This is a genomic window from candidate division KSB1 bacterium, from assembly GCA_022566355.1.
GTDB lineage: Bacteria > Zhuqueibacterota > JdFR-76 > JdFR-76 > DREG01 > JADFJB01.
On sequence record JADFJB010000102.1, the window covers coordinates 1 to 17,269 of the forward strand.

Consider the following 17,269-nt stretch of genomic DNA (forward strand, 5'->3'; position numbering starts at 1 on the left):
AGCCATTCTCTCCCAACGCGCTATGCCAGGTGTTCAGCCGTATTTACATTGCAGCAGGCATAAGAGGCGCAACAAGCCACAGTGGCCGTAGAACATTCATTACGAAACTCGCAAGCAAGGGTGTCAGTGTAAAAGTACTTATGGAACTCGCAGGTCATAAGCACTTAAGTACGACACAGCGATATATTGAAGTGAATGACCAAATGCTGAAAGAGGCGGTTGAGCTGGTGTAGGTGTGAGAATTTCACTTATCAGACACTTATCAGCGACCGTTTCACTCTCGCGGCGAGTGGCGCGGTCCAACTGCATGCGCTTGTTGTGTGTATTTCTACATTCTTTTCTTTAAATATTCGAAGATGCCTTTGACTTCTTCACCGTCAAACGACGTTGGATCAAAATACTGTATGTAACCGATCAGCTCTTTTAGAGATAATACTTTTACATGTTTGAATTCTTCTTTAGGCTTTTCGTTGATCATAACGATAATATTTCTGATTGGTATTTTTCTGGCGCCCCAATGATGGCGTTCAAGCTTGATATCGTTAAGTTGTGAATCACTATTCAGCAATACAAATAGTGCGAAGCTAGTTCTTAATATTTGCTTGACTGGTGATCTAAGATCAAGATTTTCTACTGAGGTTTTACTCCAATTTTTCGTTTCAAGAAGAAACACCCCTGACTGACAAACTAGTAGATGATCAATTTGAATACTGAATATTCTGTCATTTTCCTTCTTGTTATATATGGGAGGATCAAACCTTATTGAAAAATCGTTTATTAGATAGTAATCATCTGATAGTTGATGAAGAGCATTCACAACGGAAGTTTCTCCAATTGCTCCAGCAACTAATGTGTAAAGCCCATCAACAACCTCCTTTGTATAAGTCAGATCATCAAGAGATTTCTTGCAACGCTCTGAAATTAGCTTTTTCTTATTCTCTAGGCAACCCTCGATTTCATTCTCTAGTCTAGCTACCGTATTTTCCGCATTATTTGTTTTCTTTTTGAGAATGCTCTCCAGGTTGTTTACTAGGCTGGACGTCCTGCGGGATAAAAATGTGATCTTTAGGAAGTAGAAAGCTCTATAGAAAATGCTTCTATCGTTCCTGTCGCTTGCTAGCTTAATTTCTGCTTCGAGTTTGTGTATCTGTTGTTCTATTTCATTTCGAATACTAGTTTTTAGTTCATCGTAGATCTGTTGATGACTAATAAGGGTAGACTGCATGTCTTGTATTTCTGCCTCTAATACGCTCTCAATATGACTCGGCAGTTGCTTTTTTTCAGACTCAAAGTCCCTAAGAAAACGACGTATTTCACCTATAGAATTAAATCTAGTTATACCGCTTCCACTTAAAGATTCTTTCAGTTTTTTTAGAGGCTCTATTTGCCCTTCTATAATAGTCATATCTAAACAAACTTTTAGAAGTTATTTGCAAGAACCTATTATCTGGTACTTGTGCCACCAATACACATAACAAGTTATTCCATTGTTTTGTCTTTCCCCAAGTTATTATTTTCCACATTGACTCACAAGATAATTTTCTCAAAATACATTATATTTTAACTATAGAACTAAATAGCATCCCAAACAGGATAATATAATTACAGATTAATTTGTTTAAATTTATAACCTGCAAATAAAGAATGATTATTGTAAATCACAAGCTCAATGTGGTTTCTTGTATCATCAAAATAATAATTTATTAACTTATCATCTAAACCTTTTGACTCCAATCCTGGTCAAATCTAACAAAATGGAAAGAAAAATTATTTGATTTCGGTTCTTGAAAATGAAAACGAAATTATCCAAAGATGTCAAGCAGGAGATCTAAATGCTTTTAAAAAAATCTATCATCACTTTGAGCAACCGATGCTGGGTATGGCAATTAGAATGCTGGAAAACCAAAGTGACGCTGAAGATGCAATCCAGGTGGCCTTTATGAAGCTCTACCAGGGAATTTCCAAGTATCGCTTTGATGCCAAATTTAGTACGTACTTATTCCGGATCGTCATGAATGTCTGTTTAGACGCACTCAAAAAGAGAAAAATTCAAACCGATCTGACACTTGTCGAAAATGAAACATCATATAAACCTATGAATGATTTACGCATGCAATTGGAGGAAGCAATAAACAAGCTTCCCGAACGTATGAAAGCTTGCTTCGTAATGTTCGCAGTTGAGGAATTTCCCCAGGCAGAAATCGCAGAAGTTTTGGGTTTGAGTGTCGGGGCGGTGAAAGCCCAGGTATTTCATGCAAAAGCCAGATTACGTTCGTTACTATCCGATGCAAGTACAGGAGCTGCCATATGAATTGTAAGTTCAATGAAAAGTATGAATTGGGAAAACTGGACGAAGAAGCCTATATGAAGCACACGGTCAATTGTTCGGTTTGTCAGGCAATCCTGGAAAAGGATAAGCAATTAATGGAGCTCTCCGGTAAACTGAGACAACCCATCCATGCCCCAAATTTATGGAAAAATATCGAACGCAATATCCAACAAGAGCGAGAACGAAAATCCAACCGGATAATGAGCCTGCAAAGATATAAGACCCCGATTTATGCCATGGCAGCAATCTTCATCCTGGCAATTGGTCTAACTGTTTATTTCTCAAAAACCGGCGCCAGCCAAAATTCTCCGAGTTTATTAGCGAAGACTCTTCTCCAGGAGGTTAAGGAAACAGAATCGGCTTATGAAGATGCGATCAGTGGATTAGAAGAAGCGACTCAAAATAGATTTTCCGAAATGGATATTGAGTTGATACTGTTATATCGCGATCGCCTTGAAACCATCGATATTCAAATTGCACGTTGCAAGGCAGCCTTGATTGAAAATCCTGCCAATACACATATTCGCCGGTATCTGCTCGCTGCGCTTCAAGACAAAAAAGAAACCTTAAATGAAGTCTTAAATTTAGAAATTCAACAATTATAATTCATTCTTAAAACCAACTTATAAAGGAGAACCAAATGCTCGGTAAAACAACACAAAAAGTTATATTTTTTGCAGGGATTTTACTTTTATTCTCGAACAGTTTTGTTGCAGCTGGGGATCGTTCAGATAAAAGATCAAAAACCAAAACACTAACCGGGAAAATAAATTCAGCGCCTGGCAACACGGTTTATATTGAAGGTTCACAAGGGGACATCTCAATTGTAGGCGCAGACCAGAATGAAGTTACCGTAGAAGCAAAAATCAGCATCGAAACCGACGGAATCGATACCGAGTTAATCAATCAATTGTTGGAGGAAAGTGATCTCAAACTTGAAAATTATCGCGGTGGTATTCGGATAATTGTAGACTCGCCTCGCGAAAAAATGCGAAGACTTGGCAAACGCGGGTTTAAAAATCTTTTTAAACGACTTTTTGATTCGGATGAATGGAATGTTTCTATCCACACTGAACTGAAAATCTATGTGCCGACAAAGCAATCATTGTCCATTGACAATAAGTATGGTGACATCACGATCGACAATGTTGAAGGTACTTTGGATATCGAAAATTCTTCCGGCGAGGTAACCGTCGAAAACTGTTCAGGAATTCTGGATGTGCATAACAATTACGCGTTAGTGTATGTAAACGATCACGATGGAGATGTTACAATACGCAATAGTAGTGGTAAAGTAACAGTACTAAGGATATCGGGGAATACCGAAATCGAAAACAACTACAAAGAAATTCGTTTCGAAGATATTGGCGGCAATCTTATAATCAACTCGGGTAGTAGTCCTATTGAGGGCCGTAACGTGGCTGGCCGGTGTGACATTCGATCATCATACAAACCCATCAGCGTGAAAAAGGTTATGGGCAACCTCACCATTAAAGGAAACAGCTCACAAGTAAGTGTGGAAGACATCAAGGGAGACGCAACCATCGAAACCAGTTATAAGCGGATAGAAGTCGACAGCGTCGGTGGAACATTAAAAATCATTGGTAACTCTTGCCCTGTGTATGTAAATAATATTGGGAAAAATGCTTCGATAAGAACCTCCTACAAAGAAGTCGTAGTAAATAATGTCAGGGGTGAACTTGATTTGAATGCGGGATCATCCACCGTGTCTGTGGAAAATGTAAAATCCGATGTCTATATTCGATCGACCTACAAGGACATCGACGTGAAGAATATTGACGGTGGATTAGAAATTGAAGGAGGTTCTTCAACAGTAACTGTGCAAGGGGTTAATAAAGATGTAAATATCCGTACAACATATAAACCCATTGATGTCAGGGATGTGGGTGGCCATTTAACAATAAACGGTAGTTCATGCAGCGTTCGGGCCACAAATGTAGTCGGAAATATCGACATAACCAATTCATACAAATACGTTATTTTAAAAGGAACGAGCGGATCGATAACGGTTCGCGGCCAGAGCAGCCCCATTGAAGTCTCCCGTATTAAAAACATCCCCAAGGATGGTCATATCGAGCTGATTACCACTTATAAACCGATCAAATTATTTATTCCTTCCGATTTTGATATAGCTATCAATGCCCGTACGCAATATGGAGAGATTACATCCGACTTTCCGGTCTATCTTACTGGGGATCGGTCGAAAAAAATTAGTATCGAATTAGGCAAAGGAACCATCCCGGTTCGTCTGGAAACCAGCAGTGATATTACGATTCGGAGGGAGTGAGGTTAGAAACCCGCTGTTGGAGAAAAGAGGTTAGAGATTAGCTGCCAAGTGCTCCAACTTAGTTAGTATCTGAACGAAAACTCTTTGCCCATACCACTCATTGTCATTTCGATCCCGCCAGGGCGGAAGAGAAATCTTATGAGTTTCTATAATTTTAATATCTTAGCATTATTTCGTGAAAAAGATTTCTCCTCAGCTTCGCTAGATATGTATGTTTTTATATACTTAGTCCCTAACAAATCCAAAAAGCAATACCAACCACTACCTTAGGACTGAGCCCTGATCTAACTATTTACAAGGCTTTTGCTATTAGAAATCATTCAATTCGTTGTAACATTAAAATGAACCGCAGTGCTGGTAAATCCGGCAAAAACGCCGAGACCATTTTTAATATTTGTTTTGGGCTCGTTCAAATTACGGGAATCTTGCAAACCAAAAACGTATAAATCAGCATATTCCTGGTTGACCTTATAAACACGCACTTCATAATTACCCTTGTAGGTTAAGTCAAAACGCCGGATTACATATTCGTTGTCCTGGATCGGTCGCGAGCGAAAACTTCTAAATCGATTGAAGAGGTCACCAAATCGTTCATTGATAAACACTAAATTGGTTTCGGTATTTTCAATAATGACAAAGTAGTAGGTGTCTTCATTTTCCAGATCCCACCTTACCCGAACAGTAGAAGTATCAAAACGTGAGGCAAAGAAATCCGTAGAAATCACATAATTTTCCGTTGAGATATTAACGTTTAAGGGCGCATCCGGAATAATCGTTTCACCAGTGATAATTTCGTTATCATAATCAACGATAATCTTAAAATTGTCACCGATATTTACATTCAAATCATTTCCCGGGTAATGGTAGTAACCTTCACCTCCGGGTGTCGATACAAGCTGGTAGAGTTGGCCGGCTTTTTCCAGTGATACCATGGCATTATTAATTGGGACACCAGCGGTATCTTCCGAGGTGATGGCATAGGTAGTCGACAAATGAATATCCGTGACGGCTTCATTTGTATACAGATAAGCTTGAACAACTACCTTATCCGTTTCAGGCAAAAGCGGAGAACTTTCTTCACATCCCATGAAGTTAACCGCAATAGCAATCATTCCTAACCAAACGAATTTTTTCATGATTATTTCCTCTTTAATTTTCATTTATGAATATTGCATATATCATATTTTTTTGACAGGATTTACAGGATCGACGAAGATATTACGACAATAATCAAATCTCGATAGTTTTTTATCAATTATGTATATCCTGTTTATCCTGTCTAAAAAACCTTTATTTCATTGCAACCCTGAATGTCAACGTCGGAGTAAAACCGAGTGTTGTAACATTCCGAACAATAACAGGACTTGTGTCTAAAACATATTCACGGTACCAAACATTGCCTCGATTGTAAAGGTTGAAAATCGATAACCCCAGGTTAAAATTCATTGTTTCGCTGCTGAATTTCCTGGTGACGCTCAAATCAAACCGGTGGTATTCAGGCAAGCGGTTTGCGTTTTTATCACTTACGTTAATGTAGCTTCTAGTATTTCCATCGATCAAAGCGATGGAATATTGTGCTTCAGGAGAGGTAAACGGAGCGCCCGAAGCATAGACCCAGGTCGCCGCCAGGTTCCATTTACCCATGCCGTAATTTCCAACCAATTTCAATTCATGTTTCCTGTCCTGGTCCGCAGGATACGGTTCGCCATCGTTGAAAACATCGAGAGTGTATTCGACTTTTGCCAGGGTGTAACTCAACCAGCCGCTGAGCCGGCCACTCTTTTTCTGGGCCAGGAATTCGATACCTTGCGAAATCCCGGTTCCGAGAAAAAACAGGTCTTCCGGGTCCATATTCGGTCCTCGCCGAAATCGCTGGGAAAATTCAGCCACACCATCCAAATCTTTATGGTAGGCTTCTACATCGAACAGGTAATCGGGATTTTCATAGCTGATGCCAAGAATTCTATGCTCGGCATATCCCGGGTCCAGCTGTTCGTCGGCCAACAGCCAAAAATCCCGGTTGCCTTCCAAAACATTCTCGTTAACAATCCGATTGACGAATTGATGATACTGTCCCCAGGCTCCCTTCAAAGCAATATTTCTATTTAGATTAAGGCTAAATGAAGCGCGGGGCTCCCAGTACGTCGTTTTTGTCGGTTCGTAATTCGTACTTCGAACACCGATTGTTATGGCCAATGGTTTTAGCACATTCCATTGATCCTGAAAATAGAATGAGGTTTGTGCCGCTTCATCATCCCGATCGAGGATATTGACGGTATCATTCACTGTAAAATTCAGGAAGACATCCGATTTCGTACGGCTGAAACCAAACTCGAATTTGTGAGCCGACGTCAACTGGTATTCATTTTCTAAACGGAGAGTAAAATCTGTGACTTCATTTTCTTCCCGGGAGCTAAATGCACGTCGAATCGTATTTTGATTTGCATTGGTAGTACTAAAACCACTGGCGCTTTCGCTCTTGTAGCTAGAGTAGGCAACCAGGAAATTCGAATAGAGTCGATCACTCCAGACTTTTGCCCACTTGCCACTAAAACCTGTATTCCCCCATTGAGTGATATCTGATATGGATGCACTGGCAGATGAATCACTTCCTGCTGCTGTCGGCCTACGAAAATTGAGTTGGCCCAAATCCTGCGATTCATCCAGGTTATCCCGGCCATTGTATAGACTAAAAGACAAAATATCATTTTTTGTAAGAGAATAAGTTAGCTTGCTATTGAGATCGTAATAGTAGAAATCCGGCACAAATGTTTCCTGCTGGGGCGCCTGGCGTGGCCCGCCGCGACGGCCGCCACCAGGTCCGAGTGGTTGTTGTGTTTGGGTATTCTCTTCGGAATCGTCGCCGTTGTTTTTCCCGCTTACGGCATTATAAATACTATCATAAATACCGCTGTTGATAAAATCCGTGTAAGATCGGCGAAATGATATAAGCCAGGCGCCCTTACCGCCAATTGGAAATTGCAGAAGGCCGCTGCCACTAAGCAAGCTTGCATTTCCTACCGCCTGAAAATTATCATAGCTGCCGGATTTGCCGGTGAGCTCCACGACACTGGAAGTTCTACCGCCAAATTTTGCCGGAAACCCACCTTTGAAAACGCGAACATCTTTAACCGCTTCAGCATTGAAAGCGCTGATGAAACCAAAAAAGTGATCGACATTGTAAATTGTCATGCCATCATACAAAACCAAATTTTGGTCCGGAGTGCCGCCACGAATATACAAGCCGGCATTGCCATCGTTGACGGCGCTAATGCCAGGCAAAAGCTGCAATGAACGAAAAATATCTACTTCAGCGATGGCTGGTAATTTCGCAATTTCCCTGGGTGAAATTCTGAGCTGGCTTACGGTTTTCGATACTTCCATCGTTTGCAGGTTTTCGGCAGTAATAATAACTTCATCCCCCGATATGATTTTTTGCTTCATTTTGATGGTTAACGATTCCATCCCTTTTTTGGCTTCCAGGGGCAGCTCAAAAGCTTCATAACCGATGTAGTGAACAAGCAAGGTACAAGGTCCAACCGGCATATTAACCAGGACGAAATAACCATTCACATTCGATGCGGTGCCATATTTTCTGCCTTTGACTGTGATATTGGCGTAAGGCAATGTTTCACCGGATTTGGTGTCCCTGACATAACCTTTTATATTCACTTTCTCTATTTTCTGTGCTGTGGCAATACTCGTTACGATCATGAAAGGCAAGATCAAAAAAACAGTAAACTTTAATTTTCCCATTTTATTTCCTTTCTAACTAATTTTTTAAATACAATTTCTCTTGAACGAATCGAAAATAATTAACCTGGATAATTCATGAACCGCAAAGACGCAAAGACCGCCAAGAGGAAATTGTGATATTTTTTAAGTATTTATCATTTGAACTATAGTTGCTTAGTTTCCAAAACATTTTTTAGTGTAACTTTTTGTTTCTTTGCATCTAAGCGCCTTCGCGGTGAAAATTTATGAATATCTTCTCTATTATAAATAATACGAATGAATCTTCATTGACCCTTTGTTAAATTCCTGAATATCGATAAATTTTTTTAGATTATTGCCGGACTCACGGAACCCAATGAATTCTAGTTTTGATATTTGAAATCAGGAGTTAACTATCAGGCATTTATTTCGCATGAACCTAAATACAAATGGCACTTGCAATACGTTCCGCATTTGTGACTAGCACCGTATAGATGGGATTAAATATGGATGATTGAGATGAATGGGTTCTGTAAAAACAATCACCTTATTAATCCTCCAACTCTGTATGCTTTGCATTGTATTCTTCTAAGTATTTTCCATTTACGGCATCGAAAGGCTTGTCATGGCCGGGGATAATGATCCCTTGAAACTCTCCGATCTTCTGTTGGCTCTCCAGATACAGATGATTGTTATGGCAATACGGAAAATCAATTTTGTTCAAGCGGAAGGCAGATTTTGTAGTGAGGGCATCACCCGTAACCAGAAACGACTTTTCGGGAGTATCGATTTGAAATGCATAATGCCCTATCGAATGGCCGGGAGTCGGGATAGCTTGAATGAAATCAAAAGGCCAATCCTCCTCAATATAATGGATCTGTTCGGTATTTCCCACAAGGTCATCTTGCCATTGCAAAGACATCTGCTGTGATAATGGACCATACAACTCAATTTGCTTCTCGTTAAACTGTGGATAAAAAGATTTTATGATATCCGAAATCAATTTCTGGTCAGCGCCATGAAATTCATTCATATAATCCCGTTGAAAAAAATAATCTCGTTCACTCATATAAATCTCAGCCTGTGGAAAATGCTGATTACCACCGACATGATCCAAATGCACATGCGTGTTCAAAACATAATGGATATCAAAAGCGGATAATCCCATTTTATTCAAAACATATACGATCTCATGTTGATTTACAAAACCGGTATCGATAAGAAAATTTGTTTTGTCAATTTGGACCAACGTGGATGAAATTTGAATGACCTGGGTAGTTTCTTCATTTGAGTTGTTAATGAAGGTAAAAAAATGGGTAATATCCATGAACTAAAATCTCCGAAATAAAACTTCAACCTAAAAATTCAATTCAGAACAATACCCAATGAATATTTGATTAGAAAACAAATTCTTAAACCTTCAGTGTTTTGCATTATTCATAAATTCTGCCACCAATACTCTAAGACACTAAGATTGTATAACTTAGAAGAACTACGATTAAAAACCGAGTTTCTTTCGATTTATATTATAAAACTTATTTTCTTTTTTTTTTCAATACTTTGTGCCTTTGAGCCTTTGCGGCTATGATTTGTTCAGGTTAATAAATCAAAAAACAATATTGTTGAAAATTTGGGTAACGGCAAGAAATTTATCTAAGTACGGGAGCTAAAACCAGGTTTTGTGGTTCCGAATAGCTAACCTGGATAATTCATGAAATTATGTTTTTAAGCTTAAAACACCCAATGTTATCCAGGCCCACAGACCCCCGAATGCTTTCAGGCTGATCAAAAACCCTAAAAAATGTCACCCCCGAATGCTTTTATCGGGGGTCTAGTTGCATTAGTTAAGCAAAAATGGACACCTGCTTATGACATGTAGCGGTGAAAAACCGGTTCCCGTCCCGCCTGGGCGGGACTATCGGGAATCTTGTTACACCTAAAAAATAGAAGGGGAAACTCCTTCCCTTGCAGTCAGTATGCCGGACATTGCAATGACGCCCATGTTTTTTGTGCTCTCATGATGATGGTTTCCAACTCTTTCAAGAAATCTCTTGACTTCCAATTCAGCAACTAGTAAAATGCAAGAGTATAGGATCATATTAAGAAACCCACTTTCATCTAATCAGAGAGGAATGATATGTTGAAGCGTCTTTTGTTTGCATGTATCACAACCCAGTTGCTTTTAGTCGCCTGTAGTTCAGAAAAGCCCTCGTCTACTTTTGACATAAGGGCATTTGTAGGAGCGAGCATTATTGATGGCAGCGGCCGTGAAACCATCGCAAATGGGGTATTGGTGGTTAGCGCTGGTCGCATCGAAGCTGTTGGGTCTGCCGAGACCGTCCGGATACCGGCTGATGCAGAACGCATCGATGTCAGTGGGAAGTTCATTATTCCCGGGTTAATCAATACCCACGGCCATGTTGGCGGCACCCTAGGACTCGAGGGTGGCCATTATTCCGAGGAAAATATCTTGCGGCAACTCCGCCTGTACGCTCGTTATGGCGTTACCACTGTCAATAGCCTTGGCGGAGATGGTGATGCGGGCGCAGCTTTGCGGGCCGGGCAAAATAATCCCGATTTGGACCGGGCGCGCTTACTGGTTGCCGGCGCTGTAGTTACCGGTGAAACAGTGGCGGAAGTAAAAGCCGTAATCGATCAGAATGCAGCTATGAAGGTAGATTTTATCAAAATTCGTGTAGACGATAATCTCGGCTCCACCAAGAAAATGCCGCCTGAGATTTACCAGGCTGTGATCGAATATGCTCACCAGAAAGGTTTGCGGGTCGCATCTCACTTATTTTATTTGGACGATGCAAAATCACTTCTAAATAGCGGTGTGGATTTTATCGCCCACAGTGTTCGTGACCGGGAAGTGGATGATGAGTTTATCCGGATGCTAAAGTCAAAGGGCATTGGCTACTGTCCGACATTGACCCGTGAAGTGTCTACATTCGTTTATGAAAACGTGCCGGATTTCTTCGACGATCCTTTCTTCTTAAAAGAAGCGGATGCTCAGGTTCTCGAACAGCTTAAAGCTTCGGAACGTCAAAATCGGATAAGAAATAGTGAGGCTGCGCAGCAATACAAGAAAGCGCTGGAAGTGGCTTCTGTCAATTTAAAGAAACTGGCGGATGCCGGAGTAAAGATTGCTTTTGGTACGGATTCTGGACCGCCGGCGCGATTCCAGGGTTATTTCGAGCATCTGGAATTGGAGCTGATGGCTAAAGCCGGACTTTCCCCAAAACAAATCATCGTTTCAGCTACCGGCGATGCCGCCGGCAGTCTTGGATTGGAAGACGTTGGGACGCTTGAACCGGGAAAATGGGCGGATTTTATTGTGCTTACGGATAATCCTCTAGAAGATATTAAAAATACTCGCAGCATAGAATCTGTTTGGATTGCCGGGAATCGCGTGCCGGAGAGAAAGTAGTAGTAAGTAATTATTTGAGCTGGAATTTAGAAGTGCACAAATAATTGGGCTGAAATATATTTGAGTCTACTCTAAAACCGATTCCATCGTTTTCCTAGAAAAATTTGATACATAAAAATAAATACTATGAGAGCGATGGAATCGGTATCCCCACCTTTTTAGAATAAAGCCATATTTCAATCTCAAGAAACATCTCGAATTCTTCAATCAATAATTTTTTCATAAATTTTATTTTGATCGACTCATTTCTTTCCCCTTGACTTTTCCATACCCTCGCAGTACATTTTTTTCATTGCGGGATTTATTGTGAGGTTAACTTTGCGCCGGGACTATTCAAAATCTCAAAAACCTAAATTACCGGATGTAATTCGTTTTTCCATTCGTACAAAACAGTACAGCTATCCTATTCGTTCTGTTCTAACTTTATCAACCATCTTTCCGTCATGGAGGTATCGTCGAACTTCCGATTATGATGAGTTAGTAAATTATTAGGAGTATTAAAATGAAGCTTTCCTTAAAATCAACGCAGATGTTGGTCGGGTTACTCTGTATTTTTGTGTTTTACGAAGTAGCCAAACCCTATCAATCGTCCAATGAAAATCTCACTCAGTATGAAAAGTTGTACGATCAGTTAATGCATTTGGAACCAGATTTCAACCAATCCGCTTTTGTACAAAATTTTACGTTTCAACGTGATGTCGGCAAATTTACCCTGGCTAGTGGCAAGCTTTATTTGTGCAAACCGGTTATGAACCGTGTTTGCGCCGCAGTTTTTGTAGGAAACGGCCAATTTCAATTCACACCACCGATTGAAGCAGAGCGTAAGCAGCTCTACCGGTTTTATGAAACCGAATCGCTTAATCAGGAATTCAACTTCCTATTTATCATTTTTGCAGACAGAACCCTGTTGGAGTTCTACAAAAAATTGACATTTACCAGTAATCAGGTTGATAAGGATGTGATCAAACAGGTAAAGTACGCTTTGAAATATATGGGGAAACCCAAAAGGAAAGAATTCGACCCTGAGATCATGAAAACATTCCTCGATTTTGAAAGCAATGGTCTTTTTTACGCTCATTTCAGCAAGAAGAAATCCAACCCCATGTTTTTCGTAATCGATCCCTATGAACCCGAAGAGATTCGTTTTATGCGCAGACCCAAACGCGATCGCTTCGGTGAATCACGAGAAATTGTTTCCCAGTTCCACAAAAATCGAGATTATCAATTAGGTGTAGATTTGAGTTATGAATCCAAAGAGACCATAAAGGTATTGGACTACAAAATAGACGTCGACATCCCCAAAAACTTTAATTTTTCCGCTTCAGCCGAAATCAAATTCAGCGCTATTGGAGACGAGCAACGCTGGATTTATTTCAACCTGTACCATGACTTGGAAGTGGATTCAGTTTCAGGGGCCGACGGCCAAAAAGTCGAATTCTTTAAAGGAAAAGAAAATCCGTATGTTTGGCTAGAATGCAGTCCTCCATTGGAAAAGAATCAATCTTATTCGATAAAAATCTATTACCACGGTGAGTTATTTACTGTGAGGGAAGACTGGGTTTTTATTAAATCATCAATCGGTTGGTATCCCCGCATCAACGTCCGAAAGAAAGCGACTTTCGATCTCACTTTTCATACGCCAGCCGATTTTGATTTTGTTAGTGTGGGCAAGAAGGTATTTACTGAAACCAAGGATAAAGTCACAACGACTAGATGGATTGCTAAAAAGCCGATTCGTAACGCTTCCTTTAATATTGGTAAGTTCAATAAATACAGCCTCAAAGATGAGAAAATCCCACCTACAACCGTCTATAGCACAAAATCTTATCCGAGGTCAATGGACCGTCTTAGAATCAATAGAGAAACCGAAATAGAGGTTGGATCGGATATCGGAAATAGTATGGGATTCTTTCAACAGATGTTTGGGAAGAGCCCGGTGGATGCGTTTTATGCTACAGAAATCCCGGGTTTTCATGGAGAGGCTTTTCCTGGCCTTATACACTTATCCTGGGCTACGTTTCAACTTTCTGTGTTTAATCGATTTCAGAGTGACGCCAGAGGCTACGCACAGATCTTTCGAGCTCACGAGGTGGCGCATCAATGGTGGGGAATCGGTGTGGATTTTAGAACTTACCACGACCAATGGCTCAGCGAAGGCTTCTCACAATATTCCGGAATATGGTATATGCAACTCATCCTGGAAGATAACGAAAAATTCTTCGAAATTTTGAAGGAGTGGCGAGATGAGATCATGAGAAATCGTAAAAATTTGTTTGGCAGCGGTCAGGAAGCCGGACCGATTTGGCTCGGTTACCGAACCAGCAGCAGTTCTACGCGCGGGGATTATAGCCTCATCGTCTACAGGAAAGGAGCCTGGGTACTTCACATGCTGCGTAACATGCTTATCGATCTGAAAACGATGAATGAAGATAGGTTTATGAATCTCATGAAAGATTTTTACACAACTTATCTGCATAAGCAAGCTTCTACTCAGGATTTTCAAAAAATAGTGGAAAAACATGCCGGTATGGATATGGAGTGGTTTTTCAAGCAATGGGTCTATGGCACTGATATACCTACCTATAAATTCGCCTACAAAAGTGAAAAAACCCCGGAAGGCAAATACAAAGTCATGTGTCGGGTCGAACAGTTGGACGTGCCGGTTGACTTTCAAATGATCGTGCCTCTGCACATAGAATTTTCAGAAGGCCGTTACTATAAACTAAAAATATGGGTTAAAGGACCTCTCTCCGAAATGCAGCTTCCGCTTATGCCGTACAAGCCTAAGAAAATTGTTTTCAACGATATGGAATCTGTTTTGTGTAAAGTCAAAAATGTAAAATATAAATGATCGATGTATAAAACGTTATTCTGAAGTTTATATGGTTATTTGCAAAACCATTAAGTTTTCATAATTATGAATGAAATAACATTTATTTTCATGGGGTTATTATTAGTTAGCCCGCAGAAAGTTTTTAGGATTCGTGAGAGAAGGGTTTAATAATGGGCAATAGGGATTTGGCCAAATCTTTTAAGAAGTTCTGTCCAAAGTGTGAACATTTTCAAGAAGAGACTGGCGTCTGCAGAAAATTTTATTTTAATGTTCGCGACTACCCAAAAAAATTTATTAAAAAGTGTAATGGCGATTATTTTAACGAGGATAAAACGAAAGTAGTACAAGAAATTGATAAACTTGATACGATAACTGAGCTGGACAATGAGACAGAAGTATTCGAAGAGGAACATGATAATTCTGATGAAGATATCAGATTTGTGACCGTTTTTCAGCCTGAAAATGAATATGAACATATTACTGCAATTCCCTTGCTTGAAAATGCTGGTATCATATATTATTCAAAAAATGCTTTGCTGCAAAACTTATTCGGGGTCGGTAAAATAGGATCGGGATATAACTTGGTTACTGGACCTATTCTAATGCAAGTAGCAGAAAAAGATTACGAAAAGGCTCAAAAAGTCTTGTTCGGGGAAGATATACTAAAAGAATTAGGTGATTACCAAATACCTGAACTTTGTCCTGCTTGTGGGAGTCAAACAAAAGATACATCTAAATGTCCGGAATGTGGATTAGCTCTCATTCCGTCAGAGGATTCAGATGATTATGAGGAATTCCTTGATAAACAGAAAGAAGCAACATCAATAGCGAAGAAATCTGTTATCTATAGTTTACTTCGGATTTTTGGCATCGGGTCTGCGCTTGGAATTTATTATGGCATTAAATCTCTTCAGATGATTAATTCGTCAAGCAAAGCAACAAAAGTGAAGATCGTAGCTATAGGTGGGATAATCATTGGTCTAATGGGATTATTAAGCTCTTTATTGCAATTCTTTTATTAAGAGTTTGTGCTACATCTCTCAAAGGTATTATTTTTGCATTAGTGAACAAAACCTCCAGGATATAAATTATGCAGCATAAATCGACTGGTTTTATATTATGAAAACACAGTATAAAACGCCCATTCCGATGTTTATAGGGTTATTTGCAAAACCCAATAAATTTTCATCATTATGAATGTTATAACAAGTGTTTTCGCGGGTCTTTTTATTAGTTATGAGCTATCTACAATAGACTACATATTATAACTCAGCATATGAATTACACAACAGGTGATTACTAAATATAAGGATTGGATGTGCTCGATAGTATACAAGAGTTCTTAGAAAAAATGGTTGCAGCGATAGAAAAATTGAGTCGCAGATTTGATCGATTTTATAAAGCCATCATAGGTTTTATTGAAGCGATTGTAAAGTGGCTTACTGATTTTGTAGATAGGCTCAAAGAATATATTGTACGCTTATTTAACGCGCTTGTAAAACTTGCAAAGCCACTTCTAAAGTTAGGCTTGTTTTATTTACCCGGCCTATTCTTTCTAATAATTGGGTAGTACATCATCGGAATAATCTATTTAATCGTCATTACTTCGATTGGTTTATTCTACAAAAGGTAAAAAAAGAAAGTCAGCAAACAGAGAATTAAAAGTATATGAAATCAACGAATCGGTAGATATCGAAATGGTAACTATTAAATTTTGTTCTGTTCTAAATCAAAAGCCGCCGGAGAGAAAACAGAAGTAAGTGATTATTTGACCTGGAATTTAGAAGTTGCACAAATTATTGGGTATTTAACGATTGCCGCCGAAAACCAGTTTTTTTGCTTTTGGGAGAAATATTTACATTAATGAACAAAACCCCCTGTATAATTATGCACCATAAATCGACTGGTTTTATGTTATGAAAAAACAGTATAACAACGCCCAATCCGATGTTTATATGATTATTTGCAAAAAATGAAAATTTCTGATTTTAATAAAAATGGATTTTTGAGTCATGAAATTGAATCATGGACCAAAGATCAAAACTTTTCAAATGATGAATTTTATAACCTTTGTAATAGGATAAATCAATTTGCGCAGGACACTCTATACAAATTGAATGTGCATAATGAAGATCTCCAAGAATTACTATTAGCAACACTTTATGTTAGAGTTTTAGGAATTTATCAAGGAGCAATAATATTAATAACAAAAGGCATGATCGTTGAAACGAAAATTCTTGCTAGAAGTATACTTGAAATATTATTCAGGATTGGAGCGATTTCAAAATCAATTGATATAGCAATTGATTTCATTCGGCAAGATCATATTAATCAGAAAAAAAATATAAATAAACTTAACATGTTAAGTGACGGGATAAAAAGTTCACTTGATCTTTCAAGTTTATCTGGAAAATATAATGAGATAAGCAATGAAATAGAAGAAATTGATATTAAAACACATGGTATTCAATGGTATGCGGATAAAGCAGGATTATTGGACGATTATAATACCGCATATTCATCATTTTGTGATGCAGTTCATTCAAATGTCCGAGGATTAGAATCATATTTAGTTTTAGATAAAAATAATAAAGTCATCTCATTTTCATTTGGTCCTTTAGCCAACGAAAAATACGAACTTTTTATGACTGTATC

The 17,269-nt window shown here is 39.1% G+C and carries 13 protein-coding genes; 9 read left to right on the forward strand and 4 right to left on the reverse strand.

Features of this window, described 5'->3' with window-relative positions:
- Window positions 1-233: site-specific integrase (locus tag IIC38_15555; protein MCH8127352.1), on the forward strand; the 233-nt coding region annotated here is incomplete at its 5' end.
- A gap of 95 nt (window positions 234-328) precedes the next feature.
- Here IIC38_15555 and IIC38_15560 read toward each other — a convergent pair.
- Window positions 329-1,405, reverse strand: coding sequence for an NERD domain-containing protein (locus IIC38_15560; GenBank protein MCH8127353.1), 1,077 nt, complete (start codon window positions 1,403-1,405; stop codon window positions 329-331).
- A 366-nt stretch (window positions 1,406-1,771) separates the two neighbouring features.
- Between IIC38_15560 and IIC38_15565 the strand changes: the two genes are divergently transcribed.
- Genes IIC38_15565 through IIC38_15575 form a run of 3 tightly spaced genes read left to right on the forward strand, consistent with a single transcriptional unit; the run spans window position 1,772 to window position 4,637 of the window.
- Entirely contained in the window at window positions 1,772-2,311 is a 540-nt protein-coding gene (locus IIC38_15565; protein ID MCH8127354.1) for a sigma-70 family RNA polymerase sigma factor, read from the forward strand.
- Window positions 2,308-2,934: a hypothetical protein gene (locus IIC38_15570; GenBank protein MCH8127355.1), complete on the forward strand. Its 627-nt coding sequence runs from the start codon at window positions 2,308-2,310 to the stop codon at window positions 2,932-2,934. Before IIC38_15565 ends, IIC38_15570 begins: the two co-directional genes overlap by 4 nt.
- Window positions 2,935-2,969: 35 nt before the next feature.
- Complete coding sequence (locus IIC38_15575; protein MCH8127356.1) at window positions 2,970-4,637, forward strand: hypothetical protein; 1,668 nt, start codon at window positions 2,970-2,972, stop codon at window positions 4,635-4,637.
- A gap of 320 nt (window positions 4,638-4,957) precedes the next feature.
- On the opposite strand, the gene IIC38_15580 is transcribed toward IIC38_15575, so the two are convergent.
- From IIC38_15580 to IIC38_15590, 3 genes are all read right to left on the reverse strand, one after another.
- Window positions 4,958-5,773, reverse strand: coding sequence for a DUF4249 family protein (locus IIC38_15580; GenBank protein MCH8127357.1), 816 nt, complete (start codon window positions 5,771-5,773; stop codon window positions 4,958-4,960).
- A gap of 154 nt (window positions 5,774-5,927) precedes the next feature.
- Window positions 5,928-8,393 carry a TonB-dependent receptor gene (locus IIC38_15585; GenBank protein ID MCH8127358.1) on the reverse strand — a complete coding sequence of 822 codons (2,466 nt, stop codon included), beginning with the start codon at window positions 8,391-8,393 and terminating at the stop codon, window positions 5,928-5,930.
- Window positions 8,394-8,901: 508 nt separating this feature from the next.
- On the reverse strand, window positions 8,902-9,678 hold the full coding sequence (locus IIC38_15590; protein MCH8127359.1) for an MBL fold metallo-hydrolase: 777 nt from the start codon (window positions 9,676-9,678) through the stop codon (window positions 8,902-8,904).
- An 810-nt stretch (window positions 9,679-10,488) separates the two neighbouring features.
- Between IIC38_15590 and IIC38_15595 the strand changes: the two genes are divergently transcribed.
- The 5 genes from IIC38_15595 to IIC38_15615 form a co-directional block, all read left to right on the forward strand.
- On the forward strand, window positions 10,489-11,781 hold the full coding sequence (locus IIC38_15595; protein ID MCH8127360.1) for an amidohydrolase family protein: 1,293 nt from the start codon (window positions 10,489-10,491) through the stop codon (window positions 11,779-11,781).
- A 502-nt stretch (window positions 11,782-12,283) separates the two neighbouring features.
- The gene (locus tag IIC38_15600) at window positions 12,284-14,632 is read left to right on the forward strand and encodes a hypothetical protein (GenBank protein ID MCH8127361.1); all 2,349 of its coding nucleotides are present in this window, start codon (window positions 12,284-12,286) and stop codon (window positions 14,630-14,632) included.
- A gap of 152 nt (window positions 14,633-14,784) precedes the next feature.
- Entirely contained in the window at window positions 14,785-15,636 is an 852-nt protein-coding gene (locus IIC38_15605; GenBank protein ID MCH8127362.1) for a hypothetical protein, read from the forward strand.
- 296 nt (window positions 15,637-15,932) lie between these two features.
- Window positions 15,933-16,184 carry a hypothetical protein gene (locus IIC38_15610; GenBank protein ID MCH8127363.1) on the forward strand — a complete coding sequence of 84 codons (252 nt, stop codon included), beginning with the start codon at window positions 15,933-15,935 and terminating at the stop codon, window positions 16,182-16,184.
- Between the two features lie 402 nt (window positions 16,185-16,586).
- Window positions 16,587-17,269 (forward strand): hypothetical protein (locus tag IIC38_15615; protein MCH8127364.1); only part of this gene is annotated, 683 nt, incomplete at its 3' end.